The 15,807-nt window shown below is 66.7% G+C and carries 11 protein-coding genes; 9 read left to right on the forward strand and 2 right to left on the reverse strand.

The features are described from left to right. The first annotated feature begins 52 nt into the window (after nucleotides 1-52). The 3 genes from panD to NQJ30_RS05375 all read left to right on the forward strand — a co-directional run bounded on the left by panD (nucleotide 53) and on the right by NQJ30_RS05375 (nucleotide 2,755). A complete protein-coding gene (gene panD, locus NQJ30_RS05365) occupies nucleotides 53-478 on the forward strand; it encodes an aspartate 1-decarboxylase (RefSeq protein ID WP_255768720.1) in 426 nt (141 codons plus the stop codon). Between the two features lie 51 nt (nucleotides 479-529). Next, a complete protein-coding gene (locus NQJ30_RS05370) occupies nucleotides 530-1,456 on the forward strand; it encodes an AEC family transporter (RefSeq protein WP_255768721.1) in 927 nt (308 codons plus the stop codon). Nucleotides 1,457-1,546: 90 nt separating this feature from the next. Then, the gene (locus NQJ30_RS05375) at nucleotides 1,547-2,755 is read left to right on the forward strand and encodes an FAD-dependent oxidoreductase (RefSeq protein ID WP_255768722.1); all 1,209 of its coding nucleotides are present in this window, start codon (nucleotides 1,547-1,549) and stop codon (nucleotides 2,753-2,755) included. A gap of 17 nt (nucleotides 2,756-2,772) precedes the next feature. On the opposite strand, the gene NQJ30_RS05380 is transcribed toward NQJ30_RS05375, so the two are convergent. Together NQJ30_RS05380 and NQJ30_RS05385 are read right to left on the reverse strand one after the other, a co-directional pair. Further along, a complete protein-coding gene (locus NQJ30_RS05380; RefSeq protein WP_255768723.1) occupies nucleotides 2,773-4,290 on the reverse strand; it encodes an MDR family MFS transporter in 1,518 nt (505 codons plus the stop codon). A gap of 79 nt (nucleotides 4,291-4,369) precedes the next feature. After that, nucleotides 4,370-7,000, reverse strand: a complete 2,631-nt coding sequence (locus NQJ30_RS05385) for a trehalase-like domain-containing protein (protein WP_255768724.1) — start codon at nucleotides 6,998-7,000, stop codon at nucleotides 4,370-4,372. 232 nt (nucleotides 7,001-7,232) lie between these two features. Here NQJ30_RS05385 and NQJ30_RS05390 point away from each other — a divergent pair, with 232 nt between their 5' ends. The 6 genes from NQJ30_RS05390 to NQJ30_RS05415 all read left to right on the forward strand — a co-directional run bounded on the left by NQJ30_RS05390 (nucleotide 7,233) and on the right by NQJ30_RS05415 (nucleotide 15,806). Continuing rightward, a complete protein-coding gene (locus NQJ30_RS05390; RefSeq protein ID WP_255768725.1) occupies nucleotides 7,233-8,555 on the forward strand; it encodes an ABC transporter substrate-binding protein in 1,323 nt (440 codons plus the stop codon). A gap of 45 nt (nucleotides 8,556-8,600) precedes the next feature. After that, nucleotides 8,601-9,554 carry a carbohydrate ABC transporter permease gene (locus NQJ30_RS05395; protein WP_255768726.1) on the forward strand — a complete coding sequence of 318 codons (954 nt, stop codon included), beginning with the start codon at nucleotides 8,601-8,603 and terminating at the stop codon, nucleotides 9,552-9,554. Beyond that, on the forward strand, nucleotides 9,551-10,498 hold the full coding sequence (locus NQJ30_RS05400; protein ID WP_255768727.1) for a carbohydrate ABC transporter permease: 948 nt from the start codon (nucleotides 9,551-9,553) through the stop codon (nucleotides 10,496-10,498). Before NQJ30_RS05395 ends, NQJ30_RS05400 begins: the two co-directional genes overlap by 4 nt. Nucleotides 10,499-10,500: 2 nt before the next feature. Beyond that, a complete protein-coding gene (locus NQJ30_RS05405) occupies nucleotides 10,501-12,633 on the forward strand; it encodes a beta-galactosidase (RefSeq protein ID WP_255768728.1) in 2,133 nt (710 codons plus the stop codon). A 9-nt stretch (nucleotides 12,634-12,642) separates the two neighbouring features. Next, a complete protein-coding gene (locus NQJ30_RS05410) occupies nucleotides 12,643-13,452 on the forward strand; it encodes a DeoR/GlpR family DNA-binding transcription regulator (RefSeq protein WP_255768729.1) in 810 nt (269 codons plus the stop codon). Between the two features lie 65 nt (nucleotides 13,453-13,517). Beyond that, nucleotides 13,518-15,806 (forward strand): alpha-galactosidase, encoded by a 2,289-nt coding sequence (locus NQJ30_RS05415; protein WP_255768774.1) that lies wholly within the window; start codon nucleotides 13,518-13,520, stop codon nucleotides 15,804-15,806. Nucleotide 15,807 lies beyond the last annotated feature (1 nt).

The raw sequence follows: 15,807 nt of genomic DNA on the forward strand, positions 1-15,807 counted from the left end.
GTTTAGTACGTCACAGCGCAACGCGGGAGCCCGGCGATAGACTGGACTCCTTATGAATCGCACAATGTTCAAGTCCAAAATCCACCGGGCCACCGTCACGCACGCTGACCTCCACTACGTAGGTTCGGTCACCGTTGACCTGGACCTCCTTGAGGCTGCCGATATTCTGCCGGGCGAGCTCGTGGCAATCGTGGACGTCACGAACGGTGCGCGCCTGGAGACCTATACCATTGCGGGCGAGCGCGGCTCGGGCGTGATCGGCATCAACGGGGCGGCTGCGCACCTGATGCACGAGAACGACATCGTAATCCTGATCACGTATGCCCAGATGACGTCGGAGGAGGCCGCGGCCTATGATCCCAAGGTTGTCCATGTGGACAAGGACAACCGGATCGTCCAGATCGGCAACGATCCGGCAGAGGGCCACACCCCGGGCCTGATGCGCCCGCCGCACGCCCTGAATAACGCCGTCCTGTAACCGGAGCGTGAGTCCCGGCACACCCCGCCCCCGCACCCTCGGAGGCTGCCAGTGGTAGGCGTGCTGCAGGGCTTTTTTGTGGTCTGGGCCATCATCATGGTGGGCTGGTTTGCGGGCCGGCAGCGGATCCTGGGCGAGAACGCCCGCCAGGTCCTCAGCGCCCTCACGTTCTTCGTCGCCAGCCCGGCCCTCCTGTTCGAAACCCTGAGCAAGGCACAGCTGCGGGAGGTCTTCGCCGAGCCGCTGCTGGTGACCGCGGTGGCGGCCATCTCCAGCGCCCTGGTGTTCTTCAGCATCGTGAAGTTCGTCCTGAAGCGTGCCCTGCCGGAGGCGCTGATGTCCGCGATGGCGGCATCCCTGGCCAACTCCGCCAACCTGGGCATCCCCATTGCCGTCTATGTACTGGGCGACGCCAGTTACGTGGCGCCGCTGCTGATCTTCCAACTGGCCTTCTTCACCCCGCTTTTCCTGATGATCCTGGATGCCAGCACCAGCAGCCACCGCACTACGCTGGTGGGCTTTATCCTCATGATCCTCAGGAACCCGATGATTGTGGGGTCCGCGCTGGGCCTGCTGGTGGCCGGGATGAAGTGGCAGGTCCCTGCCCTCATTTTGGAACCCATCCACCTGATCGGCGGCGCGGCCATCCCTGCCATGCTGATCGCGTTCGGCATGAGCCTCCACGGCAGCAGGCCCCTGCAGGCCGCCGCCGCCAGGCGGCTGGACACCATCCTGGCCAGCATCTTCAAGCTGGTGGTGCAGCCGGCCATTGCCTACCTTTTTGCCCGCTTCGTGCTGGGCCTCGACGGCCACGCCCTGTTCGCGGTGGTAGTGGTTTCCTCCCTCCCCACGGCGCAGAACGTTTTTGTTGCCGCCAGCCGCTACTCCACCGGCCTCACCGTGGCCAAGGACACCGTCCTGATCACCACGGTGGTGGCCGTACCTGCCATGATCGGCGTGGCCCTGCTGCTGAACTGACCCGTGCTCCGAACTCTCTGAACTGACCTTGCTGAATTAACCCGCTGCGAACTGACCCCGCTGCCAACCGAACGGACCCTGAGGAGCCACATGGGAACAATGCTGGACACTGTTGTGATTGGCGGCGGCGCAATGGGCTCCGCGGCCGCCTGGGCGCTGGCCCGCCGCGGGCGGCAGGTCACCCTGCTGGAACAGTTCGGGCCGGGCCACCACAACGGGGCTTCACACGGCAGCACCAGGAACCTGAACCCGGGCTATCACCGGCCGGAGTATGTGGCCATGCTGGCCGAGGTGATTGCCCTCTGGGACGAACTTGAGCAGGACAGCGGCGAGCGCCTGCTTAACCGGACAGGGATCGTCAACCATGGTCCTGATCCGCGGCTTCCCCTGGTTCAGGCCGCACTCACGGAGGCGGGTATCCGGGCTGAGCCGCTCCGCCCGGAAGAGGCCGCCGAGCGGTGGCAGGGCATCCGCTTCGACCAGCAGGTGCTCCACATGCCCGACGGCGGCCAGTTGAACCCGGAGGCCGCGCTCCCCGCTTTCCAGCGGCTCGCCGCCGCCCGAGGAGCAGAGATCCGGCACCACACCAAGGTGCTGGACCTGGAAATTATGGACGACGGCGTGCGGCTCACGTTGGAGACCGCCGACGGCGGGATATCCGAGGGCGGGACGCGCGGGGCTGCGATGCCCGGCGTCGCGGACATGGTCCCCCCTGCCGCCGGCACCACCGAGGTGGTCACCGCCGCGCAGGCCATAGTGACCGCCGGTGCGTGGACGGAGAAACTGCTGTCCGGCGCCGCAGGCCGCCGGAAGCTGCGCATCCCCCGGCTCACGGTGACACAGGAACAGCCTGCACATTTCCAGATCGCAGATGAACTGGCCGTGTGGCCCGGCTTCAACCACACGCCCGGGCCCGGCGGCGCCTACCAGGACTGGTACTCACCGGTGTACGGGATGCAGACGCCCGGTGAAGGCATCAAGGCGGGCTGGCACGGGGTTGGCCCCGTGGTGGATCCGGACAGGCGGTCCTTCCTGCCGGAACCCGTCCAGCTCGCCGCGCTGCAGGAGTATGCGCGGACCTGGCTGCCCGGCGTCGACGCTGATTCCTTCGAGCCAATCAGCTGCACCTACACCACCACACCGGACGAGGACTTCATCCTTGACCGGATCGGCCCGGTGGTTATCGGCGCGGGTTTCTCCGGCCACGGATTCAAGTTCACCCCGGTGGTGGGGCGGATCCTCGCGGACCTTGCCACCGGCACCCGGCCGGCGCCCCAAATCTTCTCCGCCTCACGCTAGCGGGGCTGGGCGGCCGGTCAGGGCAAGCGGCGCCGGGCCCTATGCTCTTCGGCGTCCGTTTCGACGTGCGCTTCGGCATCCGCTCCGACGTCCTCCCCGACGTCCCCCTCGACATGGACCGTCGCATCGCGGGCTTGCATGCCGGCGGGCATCGCGATCACGGCAGCGACGGTCAGCACTGCACCGGCGAGCACCGTGAGGAAGACGGCACCGGACGCGACCACCACGGTGTGTTCATCGCCGTGCCCGCCGGCGCTGCCGGCATAGATGGCGTTGGCCACCGCGCCGAACACTGCCACGCCAAGCGCGCTGCCGATGGATCGGGCAAACAGGTTGGTGCTGGTCACCACCCCGCGTTGGTTCCACGGAACGCTTGACTGGGCAGCGATCAGGGTGGGTGTGGCCACCAGCCCCAGGCCAAGTCCCACCACGAAGCAACTGACGGCGATCAGCGCCACGTTGGGCGTGGCGGAGGTGAAGGTCAGAACAGCCAGCCCCACGACGGAGACAGCGATGCCGATCAGTGCGGTCGCCTTGAAGCCGATCCGCAGGTAGAAACGCCCGGCCTGTGATGCACTGATCGGCCAGCCGATCGTCAGCGCTGCGAGCGCCAGGCCGGCCACCAGCGGCGAAGTGGACAGCGCCCCGTCCAGGTAGGTGGGCACATAGGAGGTCAGCCCGATCATGATGGTTCCAACGCCGAAGGAAACCAGTGCAGTGCTGGCAAGGAGGCGCCGGGACACGACCCACGGCGGCAGGACCGGCTCCGCTGCACGCCGTTCAACCACAAGAAAGAGGACCAGGAGCACCCCGCCGATTCCGAAGGCCGCAACGCTGGGCGGCGAATTCCAGGCCCACGCCTGGCCGCCCTCCAGGGCTCCGAGGATGAGCAGGCCCAGTGAACCGGCCAACAGGGCTGCCCCCGGATAGTCCACCCGGTGCCGGGCGCGTTCGATGTTCTCGTGCAGCGCCCGGACCAGCATCCAGCCCGCCAGGACGCACAGCGGAACATTGACCAGGAAGATCCCGCGCCACAGGCCCAGGGACGCGAACATTCCGCCAAGGGTGGGCCCCACCACTGAGGAAACCGCCCAGACGCTTGCCAGGTAACCCTGGACCCTGGCGCGCTCCTCCAGGGAGTAGATGTCGCCGGCGATGGTGACGGCCACCGGAAGGACGGCCCCGGCCCCCAGGCCCTGCAGTGCACGGAACGCGATCAGGGCAGGCATGCTCCAGGCGATTCCGCAAAGCACCGAACCCAGCAGGAAGAGGCCGATGCCGGCCAGGATGATCGGTTTGCGGCCCACCATGTCTGACAGCTTCCCGTAAATGGGCACGGAGACGGCCTGTGCCAGAAGATACGCGGAGAAGAGCCAGGGAAATGAGGAGAACCCGCCGACGTCGGCCACGATGGAGGGGACTGCGGTGGCCACGATGGTGGCATCAATGGCAACGAGTCCCGTAGCGAGCATCAGGGCAATGAGAATGGGCCCCCGCTCGGAACGGAACCCCACTCCTTGTGCTTGGTCTGTCATCGCTCGGTCCCGTCCCGGTCTCGGTGTCCCTCGCAGGGGCCCTTATTATCTCCACTCTAAGGACCCTGCGCCGTGGCCACTACCTTCTCCCCTGGTGCCTGTCCAGGAGCCGGGCGCAACGAATGAAGCCCAGGTGCGAGTAGGCCTGCGGATGGTTCCCGAGGTGCGTTTCGCTGCTGGGGTCGTACTCCTCCGGGAGCAACCCGGTGGGACCGAAAAGGTTCACCAGCTGATCGAACAGGTCCCAGGCCTCCTCGATCCGGCCCACCGCAACGTACGCCTCAATGAGCCAGGTGGTGCAGATGTGGAAGCCGCCCTCCAGACCCGGCAGGCCGTCGTCGTACCTGTACCGGAACACGGTGGGCCCCACCCGGAGTTCGCGTTCCACGGCCGTGACCGTGTCCAGGAAGCGCTGGTCGTGGGTGTCCAGCAGCCCGGACAGCCCGATGTGCAGGACGGCCGCATCCAGGTCCGGGCTGTCGTAGGCAACCGTGTAGGAGCGCGCCGAGTCGTCCCAGCCCTCACGCAGCACCTCGTCACGGATGGCCTGCGCCGTGGGCTCCCACGCGGGCTCCGGCGTCCTGCCGAACCGGGCGGCAGTCCTAAGTGCCCGGTCCAGCGTCACCCAGCACATCACCTTGCTGTACACGTGGTGCCGCGGCGGGCGCCGGGCTTCCCAGATGCCGTGGTCCGCCTCATGCCAGCGGGCCAGCACGGCGGACGCCATCTTCACCATCAGTTCCCAGTGGTCATCCGCCAGGGTGCCGGTCCGCTCGCTGAGCGCGGCGATGAGTTCGGCCACCGGTCCAAAGACGTCCAGCTGGACCTGGTGGTCGGCGGCGTTCCCGATCCGGACCGGACGGGAGCCCGCGTAGCCGGGCAGGCTGTCGATGACAGCCTCGGTGGACAGCTGCGCGCCGGTGACCGAATACAGCGGATGCAGCCACTCCGGGCCGGGCGCGTGCTCCAGGATCCGGCCCAGCCAGGTCAGGAAGCCGAGGGCCTCCGCCGTTGAGCCCAGGTCCACCAGTGCGTTCACGGTCATGGAGCCGTCCCGCAGCCAGCAGTACCGGTAGTCCCAGTTCCGCGTCCCGCCGATCCCCTCCGGCAGGGATGTGGTGGGCGCGGCCAGCACGGCGCCTGTCGGCTCATGAACCAAGGCGCGCAACACGAGCGCGGAGCGTCGGACCAGCGACGGCTTCACGGCCGGCAGTTCCAGGTCCTGGACCCAGCGGCGGGAGTCCAGGGCCACCCCTGCACGCCGGCCCACCTCTCCGTCCGGGTCCGCGGCACTGGGTTCCGTGTCCCCGCAGCGGAGGTTGAGGATTCTTGGCCCGTCCTGCAGGTTCACTGTGGCCGTGGCCGTCGCATGGCGTCCGTCGGAGCTGATCACAAAGCTGACGCCCGGCGCGGAAAGGACAATGGGATCAGCCGTGCCCACAATATGCAGTTCGTCGCCGCGGGCCTCCATGCTGAACGGCACATTGGCGTAATCCGGCCGCGGCGCAAAGACAATCCTGGCGGCGCCGGTTCCGGAAAGGACCCGGACCAGGCTGGTAATTCCTTCGGGGGCCGGTTCCAGGTAGTCCGTGACGGTCACGTCCGCCCACCGGGTTTCCACGATCATGGTGCTGTCCACATACCGCTGGCCCAGCACCGGCGATCCCTTGACCGGTTCCACGGAGAAGTGCCCGGCGGCATCGCCGCCAAGGATGTGGGCGAAAAGCGAACCCGAATCCGGCAGTGGGTGGCTCATCCAGCAGATTTTCGCGTCCGGGGTGAGCAGCGCAGTGGAGGATCCGTTGCCCATCAAGGTGTGCCGCTCGAGGCCCACAGCGTCTTCACCGAACAGCCACGCGCGCCTGAGCTCGAACAGGATGGCCAGGACCCGGGCAAACGATTCCGGGTCACGGAGCCGGTGTTCGGCGCGGGTATCCCCCGGCCCGACGTGCACGCCCAGGTCAGGGCCGCGGAGGGTGGCGATGGCCAATTCATCACTGTAGGCATCGCCGGCGTACAGTGCAGCGCTGGCGCCAAGCCGGGACCGGAGGCTTTCCAGGGCGTCGGCCTTCGACGGCTCCACCACGGAGAGGTCCAGCACCGACCCGTCCACGATGAAGAACAGGCCGTTGTCCCGCGCGATGTCCCGGGCAGTGTCCGTCACGGCCTCCACAACATCCGGCGCCGCCGGACGGGTGTGCACGGAGACCGCAACCGGCTTGCGTTCAATCCAGACACCTTCCTGGAAGCCCACGGCTTCGGACAGGGCGGTGCTGACTTTCTGGAGGATCATCTCAGTGGCCAGCGGCTGGATGTGGGCGAACTGCATGTCAGCTTCGGCACCGTGCGAGCCCACCAGATGGACTTCCGCGGGGAGGCGGGAGACGGCGGCGAGATCACGCAGCGAGCGCCCCGAGATGACGGCGGCATGGGTGTTGGGGAGGGCGGCCAGGGCGCGAAGCGCGATCGCGGCGCTGCCCAACGGCAGGGTTTCGGTTGAGATTCCTTCGGCATCGCACAGGGTGCCGCCGTAGTTGCAGGCCACCAGCAACCCGGGGACCCGCGCCAGGACTTTGAGTTCTGCCAGCAGCGTGGGGGTGAGCCCTTCGTCTGCGGCATCTGACTGGACGAATGCGCGGAGCAGGCCCAGTGGCAGGGACTTGGTCAGGAGCGCGGTATCCGCCACGCTCTGGTTGAACGGAGTAGGCATTTGCATAACCCTTCCAGCGGAAACGGCCGGGACTGCAGCCGCTCTCCCAATTCTCCGCCGTCCCGGTTTCCCGCAAAAGTCCCCGTGATTGCGTCTTTGTAAATCCGTAGTCGGCTCCACTGCACCTTTCCATAATGTTCGGCTTTGCCTCTTGACGTTCCTTATTGTGCGTTTATGATAGATATCACTGTGAGATGCTTCACACCACCCGCACTGTTTCGAAGGAGAAATCATGACCATGCACGAGGACGCATTGCGCAGGGCTTCCAGCCAGGGCGGGTGGGACAGGCGGACGCTGCTGAAGACGTTTGGCGCAGGCGCCTTTGCCATTGCCAGCGCCCCGATGCTGGCGGCGTGCACCGGTGGTAGCGGCCCCTCGGGCGGGGGCACCGGCAGCAAGACGGTATCTTTCGGGTCGGGTTCTTCGGATGAAGTGCCCAAGGCGGCCTATAAGGCGGTCACGGATGCGTTCACCAAGAAGTCCGGCGTCACCGTCAACACCAACGTGGTGCCCCACAATGACTTCCAGAACAAGATCAACACCTACCTCCAGGGCAGCCCGGACGATACCTTCACCTGGTTTGCCGGCTACCGCATGCAGTACTACGCCGGCAAAGGCCTCCTGGCCCCGATCGACGACGTGTGGGAAAAGATCGGCGGCAACTACTCCGATGCCATGAAGAAGGCATCCACCGGCGCCGACGGCAAGATGTACTTCGTCCCCAACTACAACTACCCCTGGGGCTTCTTCTACCGGAAGAGCCTCTGGGCCGACAAGGGCTATGAGGTTCCCACCACCTTCGATGCCCTGACGGCGCTGGCCAAGAAAATGCAGGCAGACGGCCTTATCCCGATCGAATTTGCCGACAAGGACGGCTGGCCGGCGATGGGCACCTTCGACTACCTAAACATGCGTTTGAACGGTTACCAGTTCCATATGGACCTCACGGCGCACAAGGAATCCTGGGACCAGAAGAAGGTCAGCGATGTCTTCGACACCTGGAAGGCGCTCCTCCCCTTCCAGAACCCCAACGCCCTCGGCATGACCTGGCAGGACTCCGCCAAGAACCTCGGCGACAAAAAATCCGGGATGTACCTGCTGGGGTCCTTCCTCACCCAGCAGTTCACCGACAAGGCCGTGGCCGACGACATCGATTTCTTCCCGTTCCCGGAAGTGGCAATGGAAGGCCGGGACGCCGTCGAGGCCCCTATCGATGGTCTCCTGCTGTCCAAGAAGGGCGGCGAGAACCAGTCCGCCAGGGACTTCCTGGCGTTCCTCGGCACGCCCGAGGGGCAGGATGCCTATGCAGCCGTGGACAGCTCGAACATTGCCACCGCCAAGGGAGCCGATACGTCCAAGTTCACGCCCCTGAGCAAGAAAATGGCCGACGTCATCACCAATGCCAAGAGCATCAGCCAGTTCTTCGACCGGGACGCCCTGCCCGCCATGGCAAACAACGTCATGATCCCGGCGCTGCAGTCGTTCATCAAGGACGGCAGCGTTGACGTCAAGAACCTGGAAGCCCAGGCCAAGTCGCTTTACGCGGCCCAGTAGCGGACGCCCAGGCCACCACGATCCGGCACTAAGGAATATCTTCCCGTGAGTACACTTTCCAAAACGAGCCCCGGCGGGGTGCGGCGCACAGCCGCCCCCCGCACTGGGCGGGTCCGGCGGCTTTCCCGCCGCGATAAGTGGGTCCTGGGTTTCATGGTGGGCCTGCCCACCCTGATCCAACTGGTCCTGGTCTGGATCCCCACGCTGCTCTCGGCGGCGTTGTCCTTCACCCGGTGGAACGGCCTGAGCCTGGACGACATCAAGCCCGCCGGGACCAGCAACTACGAGTTCATCGCCGAGAACTACCCGCCGTTCTGGCCCGCCGTGCAGCACAACGTGCTGTGGCTGCTGTTCCTCGCCGTGATCGCGACGCCGCTGGGACTCCTGCTGGCCATCCTGCTGGACCAGAACATCCGCGGCACCAGGATCTATCAGAGCATCTTCTTCACCCCGGTGATGCTCTCCCTGGCACTGATCGGCGTCATCTGGCAGCTCTTCTACAACCGCGACAGCGGGCTCCTGAACTTCCTGCTCGGCACGGCGGGTACGCCGCACGCCGTGGACTGGTTCGGCGATTCCGGCGTCAACATCTGGGCCGCGCTCATCGCCGCGACCTGGCGGCACGCAGGCTACGTCATGATCCTGTACCTGGCCGGCCTCAAGGGCGTGGACCCCACCCTGCGCGAAGCGGCGCAGATTGACGGCGCCAACGCCGTGCAGACCTTCTTCCGGGTAATCTTCCCGGCCATGCGCCCCGTCAACGTCATCATCATCGTGATCACTGTGATCGAGTCCCTCCGGGCCTTCGACATCGTCTACGTCATCAACCGCGGCACCAACGGCCTGGAACTCATCAGCGCCCTGGTCATCCAAAACCTGGTGGGCGAAGGCCAGGTGATCGGCGTCGGGTCGGCGCTGGCCGTCATCCTCCTTGTCATTTCCCTGGTACCCATCACGTTCTACCTGTCCCGGGCGTTCGGAAAGGACAAAGAAGCATGAGCATCGTACAGCCCATGGATGCCCCCGCTGCGGACGGTTCGCCCACCGGGCACCCAACCCGCAGCGGGTCCGGCCAGCCGGCCGGCGCCAAGCGCGGCAAGCCCCGCTACGGCCTCCACCTGTTCCTTATTGTGCTCGCCGCGATGTGGCTCATCCCCCTGGTCTGGACCATCTTCACCGCCCTGCGGCCGAAGGCGGACACGGACAAATACGGCTACTTCAGTTTCGGAGGGTCCTTCAACTTCGACAACTTCAGCCAGGCGTGGACCCAGGGCGGGTTCGCCCAGTACGCGTGGAACTCCGCCCTGATCACCGTCCCGTCCGTCATCCTGGTGCTGTTCTTCGCGTCGATGATGGCGTTCGCCGTGAGCCGGGTCAATTGGAAGTTCAACATCACGCTGCTGATCATGTTCACCGCCGGCAACCTCCTGCCGCCGCAGGTCCTCGCCGCACCGCTGTTCGAAATGTTCAAACTGCTGCCGCTGCCCTACAGCGTCAGCGATTCCGGGAGCCTGCTCAACACGTACATCAGCGTCATCGCCGTGGACACGGCGTTCCAGATCGGCTTCGTGACGTTCGTCCTCTCCAACTACATGAAGGCGCTGTCCCCTGAGCTCACCGAGGCTGCCCTGGTGGACGGGGCCGGGATCTGGCGCCAGTACTGGAGCATCATCATGCCGCTGTGCCGGCCCGCCCTGGCCGCCATGGGCACCCTTGAAGTCATCTTCATCTACAACGACTTCTTCTGGCCGCTGCTCTTCCTGCAGAGCGGCGACCGGCTCCCGCTCACCACGGCCGTCAACAACCTCCAGGGCCAGTTCCTGTCCAACTACAACCTCATCGCCGCCGGCGCCATGATCACGGCGATCCCGGCACTGGTCATCTACCTCCTGCTCCAGCGACACTTCGTAGCCGGTCTGACGCTCGGCTCCAGCAAAGGATAAACGTGGACAACCCCACCAACCACCACAACGCTTCCATGGATTACATCACCGCCCGCCTCGGCTCCGAAGGCTCACCGATGCTGGCCTTCGGCGGCGACTACAACCCCGAACAGTGGCCCGAGGAGACGTGGGAAGAGGACGTCCGGCTGATGCGCGAGGCCGGCGTCAACCTGGTCAGCGTGGGAATCTTCAGCTGGTCGCTGCTGGAACCCTCCGAAGGCGTCTACGAGTTCGGCTGGCTGGACCGGATCCTGGACCTGCTGCACGCCAACGGCGTGCGGGTAGACCTGGCGAACGCCACCGCCTCACCGCCGCCGTGGTTCAGCCACAAGTACCCGAAGTCGCTGCCGGTAACGGCCGACGGCGTGAGGCACAGTTACGGTTCCCGGCAGGCCTTCGCTGCCTCCAGCGCCGACTACCGGCGGGCAGCCGCGGCCCTCACCGAACAGATCGCCAACCGCTACAAGGACCATCCCGCCGTCGTGATGTGGCACGTCCACAACGAGTACGGCTGCCACAACCAGCCGGACTTCTCCGACGGCGCGGCCGCCGGTTTCCGCCGCTGGCTGGAGCGTCGATATGGAAGCCTCGACGCCCTCAATGCCGCCTGGGGCACCGCGTTCTGGTCCCAGCGGTACTCGGCGTGGGAGGAAGTCATTCCCCCGCGCACCTCCGGGACGTGGGTCAACCCGACGCAGCAGCTGGATTTCGCCCGCTACTCTTCCGACGAATTACTTGAATGCTACAAAGCCGAGGCGGCCATCATTCGCTCGCACTCCGGGCACCCGGTCACCACCAACTTCATGGGTTTCAACATGGGCCTGCACCAGCCGGTGGACTACTGGCGCTGGTCGGAGGAGATGGATGTGGTCTCCAACGACCACTACCTCATCGCCGAAGACCTGCGGAACTTCCAGGAGCTGGCAGCGACGGCGGACCTCACCCGCGGCTGGGCCAAGGGCAAACCGTGGCTGCTGATGGAACATTCGACGTCGGCCGTGAACTGGCAGCCGCGCAACATCGCCAAAGCTCCCGGCGAGATGCTGCGCAATTCGCTGCAGCACGTTGCCCGCGGGGCGGACGGGGCGCTCTTCTTCCAGTGGCGGGCCTCGCGTGCCGGCGCCGAGAAGTTCCACTCCGGTCTGCTGCCCCACGCAGGCACCGAGACCAAGGTGTGGCGCGAAGTGGTGCAGCTTGGCCAGGCGCTGCGCAGCCTGGCCGAAGTCAGCGGCTCGGTGGTCACCGGCGCCTCCGGCCGCGTGGACGTCGCCATCCTGCACGACACCGACGCCCGCTGGGCCTCCGAGCTGGACTCGCACCCGAGCGTGGATGCCTCGAACATCGCCGAAACCCGGCGCTGGCATGATGCGTTCTACCGCGCCGGCATTCCCACGGACTTCGTCCGGAGCACCGACGACCTTTCCGGCTACCGGCTGGTGGTGGCCCCCATGCAGTACCTGCTCACCGCTGCGGGTGTGGCCAACCTGGACGGGTATGTACGCTCGGGCGGCCATCTGGTGGTGACCTATTTCTCCGGAATCGTGGACGAAAACGACCACATCAGGCTCGGCGGCTACCCCGGAGCCTTCAGCGGCCTGCTGGGCGTGCAGATGGAGGAGTTCTTTCCGCTGCGGGCCGGGGAAAACGTCCTGCTCAGCGGCTTCGGTGCGGGCAACTGCTGGAACGAACTCGGCAGCGCCACCACCGCCGAGGTCCTCGCGGCCGTGGCGGAGGGGCCGACGGCGGGTTCCCCGGCTGTGACCCGCAACAGCGCCGGAAGCGGCCGCGCCTACTATGTGGCCACCTCGCTTGCGCCGGATGGCCTGGGCGAACTGGTCACCCTCATCTGTGCGGACGCGGGGGTGCAGCCGCTGGTTCCGGACCTGCCGGCGGATGTCGAAGTTGTCCGGCGCAGCAAGGACGGGACCGACTGGACGTTCTGCATCAACCATGGAAGTGCGGACGTTCGGCTGCCGCTGGAAGGTGTTGATGTCCTGACGGGTGCTGAGCTCAGCGGCGGGCTGGGGCTCGCGGCCGGTGGCGTCGCCGTCGTCCGTTCTGCTGCCGTCCAGCTGGTGGGCACCGCCGCAAGCCCGTCGGCACAGTCAAGCCAATCGAACCAGTCAAGCCGGTAGGGACTGCACATGCTCGCCGCGGCCCGTCACTCAGCCATCCTCGCCGAGGTCCAGCGTGAGCGGATCGTCCGCGTTGCGGACCTGGCGAGGATGCTGGGGGTTTCCCTGATGACGGTGCGGCGGGACATCGACGCCCTTGACGTGGCAGGCGCCGTGGAGAAAATCCACGGCGGGGCCAAACTGCCGGGCGGAGCAAGTACCCACGAGCCGGGTTTTGAGCTGAAGGTGACCCAGCTCAAGGACGAAAAGATGGCCATTGCGCGGGAGGCTGCCGCCCAGGTGCGCGAGGGAATGGCGGTGGGGCTCAGCGCGGGCACCACCACCTGGGCACTCGCCCAGCTGTTGTCCGCCGGTCCACGGATCACGGTGGTCACCAACTCGGTGCGGATTGCGAGCGTGTTCCACCAGGGGTCTTCGCCGTCCACTGTGATCCTGACCGGCGGCGAGCGCACGCCCTCGGACGCGCTGGTGGGCCCGCTGGCCACATCCTCCCTCAGGCAGCTGCACCTGGACGTGCTGTACCTGGGCGTGCACGGAGTGGATGCCGACGCCGGGTTCACCACTCCGAACGTGCTGGAGGCCGAAACCGACCGGGCGTTCGTGGCGGCGGCCCGTCGCGTGGTGGTGCTGGCCGACCATACCAAGTGGGGCACGCTCGGCATCAGCACCATCGCCGCCCTTGAGGAGGCCGATGAACTCATCAGCGACGACCTGCTCGGCGGCGAAGCCAGGCGCATCCTCGGCGAGCGCGTGGGCAGGCTGCGGCTGGCCCCGACCGCCGCCCGGCCCGCTACAACAGCCAGTGCCGCAACCGGCTGACCGATGGCCCCTTTCGATGCCAACCGCCCCCAACAACGCCTGGAGCTGCAGTGAATCACCCGGACCTGGACCTCGCCAAGGAACCCGCTACCGCTGGAACCGCCGTACGGCCGGCACCCCTGTACCTGCGGCGCGCGGGCACGGCGCTGCTCATTGATTTCAACACCGGCGAGCCTGCCTTGCTGCACTTCGGCGCCGATCTCGGCCCGGACCTGCCGGACCTTGCGCAGCTGCGTGACCCCGTGCCGCACTCCGCGCTGGACACCCCGGTGATCCTGGGCCTGATCCCCCAGGCTTCCTCCGGCTGGCGCGGCCGTCCCGGGCTCCGTGGCCACCGTAACGGCGGGTCGTTCTCCCCCAGGCTGCGGCTTGCGGCTGCCGAAGCAGGCCCGGATGGCCCCGGTTCCGCCGTGATCACCCAGACAGACCCCGACGCCGGCATCACGGTCCGGACGGAGCTCCGGATCAACGACGGCGGCCTGCTCCAGCTCCGCCACTCCCTGGTGAACGACGGGCCGGACACCTACGTCGTCGAGGAACTGGCTGCGGTGCTGCCCGTGGGCCGGGCGGCAACGGAAATTCTTGACCTGACCGGCCGCTGGTGCCGGGAGTCCCACCCCCAGCGCCTGCCGCTGCACCAGGGCACCTGGGTCCGCTCGGGCCGGCACGGCCGGACCGGCCATGATGCATCACTGTTGCTGGCCGCCGGCACGGCCGGGTTCGGGTACCGTCACGGCCAGGTGTGGGCAGTCCACCTGGGCTGGAGCGGCAACCACGAGAGTTTCGTCGACACCGCCGGAGACGGCCGGACTGTCATCGGCGCGGCGGAGTTGCTCGGGTCCGCGGAAATCACCTTGGCACCCGAGGAACGGTACGAGACGCCGTGGTTGTTTGCCGCTTACTCCGACGCCGGCCTGGACAGCATCACGGAAGCTTTCTACTCGTGGTTCCGCAGCCGGCCGCACCACCCTGGCACGGCATCGGGCAAACCCCGCCCTGTGGTCCTCAACGTCTGGGAGGCTGTCTACTTCGACCACCGGCTTCCGGCGCTGCTGGATCTTGCCGAGACCGCGGCCGGGCTGGGCGTTGAACGCTACGTGCTCGACGACGGATGGTTCCGGGGCCGCCGCAACGACACCGCAGGCCTCGGCGACTGGTACGTCGATGAGCAGGTCTGGCCCGACGGCCTCACACCGCTGATCGATGCGGTGAGCGGCCACGGCATGGAATTTGGCCTGTGGGTGGAACCGGAGATGGTCAACGAGGACTCGGACCTTGCCCGGGCGCACCCGGACTGGATCTCCGGGCCCGCCCCGCGGCCGGCGGATGGTACCGGCAGTTCTCCCGGTTCGCCCGGCTCTCCCGGGCGCCTGCCGGAACGGTGGCGGCACCAGCAGGTGCTGGACCTGGTCAACCCCGACGCCTGGCAGTACATTTTCGACCGCCTCGATGCCCTGCTCCGTGAGAACCGCATCAGTTACCTCAAGTGGGATCAAAACCGGGACCTGACCGAGATGGGCCATGCCGGCCGGCCTTCGGTCCATGCCCAGACCCATGCCGTCTATCGGCTCCTGGACGAACTTCGCAGGGCCCATCCCGGCGTCGAAATTGAAAGCTGTTCTTCTGGCGGCGCCCGGGTGGACCTGGGCATCCTGGAACGCACGGACAGGGTCTGGGGATCGGACTGCAACGACGCCCTGGAACGCCAGACCATCCAGCGCTGGACCGGAATGGTGGTGCCGCCGGAACTCGTCGGTTCACACATCGGGCCCACCACGAGCCACACCACCGGCCGCACCCACGATCTTTCGTTCCGGGCGATCACAGCAATGTTTGGCCACTTCGGGCTGGAATGGGACCTCCGGCAACTCAACCCCGCCGAGCGTGAGGAGCTTGGGCGGGCCATCTCGCTGTTCAAGGAGTACCGGGGCCTGCTGCACAGCGGCACCATGGTGCGTGCGGATGAGCCCGATCCCGCCCTGCGACTGCACGGCGTGGTGGCCCAAGACGGCAGCGAGGCGCTGTACGCGCTGGTGTCCGTGGCGACCTCGTTTGCCGAAATCCCCGGCCGGGTCTGCCTGCCCGCGCTGGACCCCGAAGCCCGTTACCGAGTGGAGGCCATCTATCCGGCGCCCGACGACCGGCATGCCTATATCCAGACGGTACCCCCGGCCTGGCTCAGCACCGGTGTCGAGGCCAGCGGAGCGTATCTGGCGGCGGCCGGCCTGCCGATGCCCGTCCTCAACCCCGAGCACGGTTTGCTCCTGGCTGTCCGCCGGGCAGATCACGCCGCGGCCGGGCCTGCTGCCGGCCCGGACGACAGCTCCGGCAGCCGCCCCGTAAGGAATTCCTAGC

It is taken from the genome of Pseudarthrobacter sulfonivorans (genome assembly GCF_024391045.1).
Classification (GTDB): Bacteria; Actinomycetota; Actinomycetes; order Actinomycetales; family Micrococcaceae; genus Arthrobacter; species Arthrobacter sulfonivorans_B.

Bases quoted from the DNA above. Each gene is read 5' to 3' on its own strand.
- panD (WP_255768720.1), top strand. From the start codon at position 53: ATGAATCGCACAATGTTCAAGTCCAAAATCCACCGGGCCACCGTCACG.
- NQJ30_RS05375 (WP_255768722.1), top strand. From the start codon at position 1,547: ATGGGAACAATGCTGGACACTGTTGTGATTGGCGGCGGCGCAATGGGC.
- NQJ30_RS05380 (WP_255768723.1), bottom strand. From the start codon at position 4,290: ATGACAGACCAAGCACAAGGAGTGGGGTTCCGTTCCGAGCGGGGGCCC.
- NQJ30_RS05385 (WP_255768724.1), bottom strand. From the start codon at position 7,000: ATGCCTACTCCGTTCAACCAGAGCGTGGCGGATACCGCGCTCCTGACC.
- NQJ30_RS05390 (WP_255768725.1), top strand. From the start codon at position 7,233: ATGACCATGCACGAGGACGCATTGCGCAGGGCTTCCAGCCAGGGCGGG.
- NQJ30_RS05400 (WP_255768727.1), top strand. From the start codon at position 9,551: ATGAGCATCGTACAGCCCATGGATGCCCCCGCTGCGGACGGTTCGCCC.
- NQJ30_RS05410 (WP_255768729.1), top strand. From the start codon at position 12,643: ATGCTCGCCGCGGCCCGTCACTCAGCCATCCTCGCCGAGGTCCAGCGT.